General features: G+C 70.8%; 1 protein-coding gene. It reads left to right on the top strand.

All coding sequences use genetic code 11. The annotated features are described in order from the left end of the window. Positions 1-586 precede the first annotated feature (586 nt). On the top strand, positions 587-1,211 hold a 625-nt coding region (locus G6023_RS09935; RefSeq protein ID WP_182635262.1), incomplete at its 3' end, for a hypothetical protein.

Raw genomic sequence — 1,211 nt, 5'->3', positions numbered from 1 at the left:
GCCTTGTAACCGAGCTTCAGGGACGGGGTGTCGGGCATCAGCTTCTCCTGCAGGTAGGCATGTGACCAGATTCACCTCTGGCGCGCGCGGGGCACGGGGCCGAGTATGCCAACAGGGCCGGGCAGGGGTGCACGTGTTGACAAGCGCCACCCCTGCGACGCGTTGAGCTCGATAAGCAGGACGCCGCATCCCGATTCAGACTCACAGCCACGGCCAGTGTCATCCGCGTTCCCCGATAGTCAGGAACACCATCCCCACCGACGCCCAGCAGGGGCTTGCGGCGCTCGCGATCTGGCTGGGCGGCAGCGACCCCGGCGCAGCGTGGGCCACCTTCACCTCGGACGACCCCGCCGCGCACGGCTGGCGCTGGGCCGCCATCAACCAGGAGACCGGAACCGTGGTCTACGGCCGCTGACGACCGGTCGACACGCGACGGAGAGAGTGATATCGGACACACCCGGGGGCGCTGTAACGATGCTTCGGCCGCGAGCCATAAACTAGTTGAAACGGCGATCACTGCGGCCCCGCCCGCACCAGAGCCCCCTCCTCTGGACCGATCTCCACCAGACGGCCCCTCGGAGGAGTCATGCGCATCCGGCACGCGGCGACCACGCTGGTCGCACTCGGTGCCGCCTCCGTCTGCGCACTCGGCGCGACGGTGATCGTCCAGGACCGCGACGAGCAGACCCGCGAGTCCGAACTGCGCAGCTCGGCGTGGTCCGTCCAGGCGTCCACCGACTTCGGTACGACCTGGACCGCGCCCATCTCCTCCTACGGCGGCCACTTCCCCGTCCGCGTGGACACCGCAGGCCTGCGCAATCGCTCCGCCTACCAGCCCCTGACACTGCGCACCACCGTCGACTCCCGGTCCGACGCCCACGTCGACATCGGCGAGGGCGCCCTCGTCGAAGGCGACCCCGAGACCGCGTCCCACGTGCGGGTCCGGGCCGTCTCGGCCCGCGGCGGAGCATGCGCCGCGCCAGCGTTCGATCTCGACTCGCCCAGCATCCTCGCCGGCGACAGTGACCGCCCGGTGCCACTCGACGCGCCGACGGTCGACGAACCGCTGGTCCTGCCCGGCGCCACCCGCACCACGCCCGGATCCCCGGTCACCGTGTGTCTCGAGCTGAGCATGGACGCGGCCGCCCCGGCCACCGACTCGATGCTCACGCTGGCCTGGCCGGTCGACATCGCCCGCGGCGACGCCGACT

The sequence above is a fragment of the Dietzia sp. DQ11-71 genome (assembly GCF_014144995.1).
Classification (GTDB): domain Bacteria; phylum Actinomycetota; class Actinomycetes; order Mycobacteriales; family Mycobacteriaceae; genus Dietzia; species Dietzia kunjamensis.
Note: the sequence above shows the minus strand (reverse complement) of the source record. Positions and strands in the feature narration are given on the sequence as shown.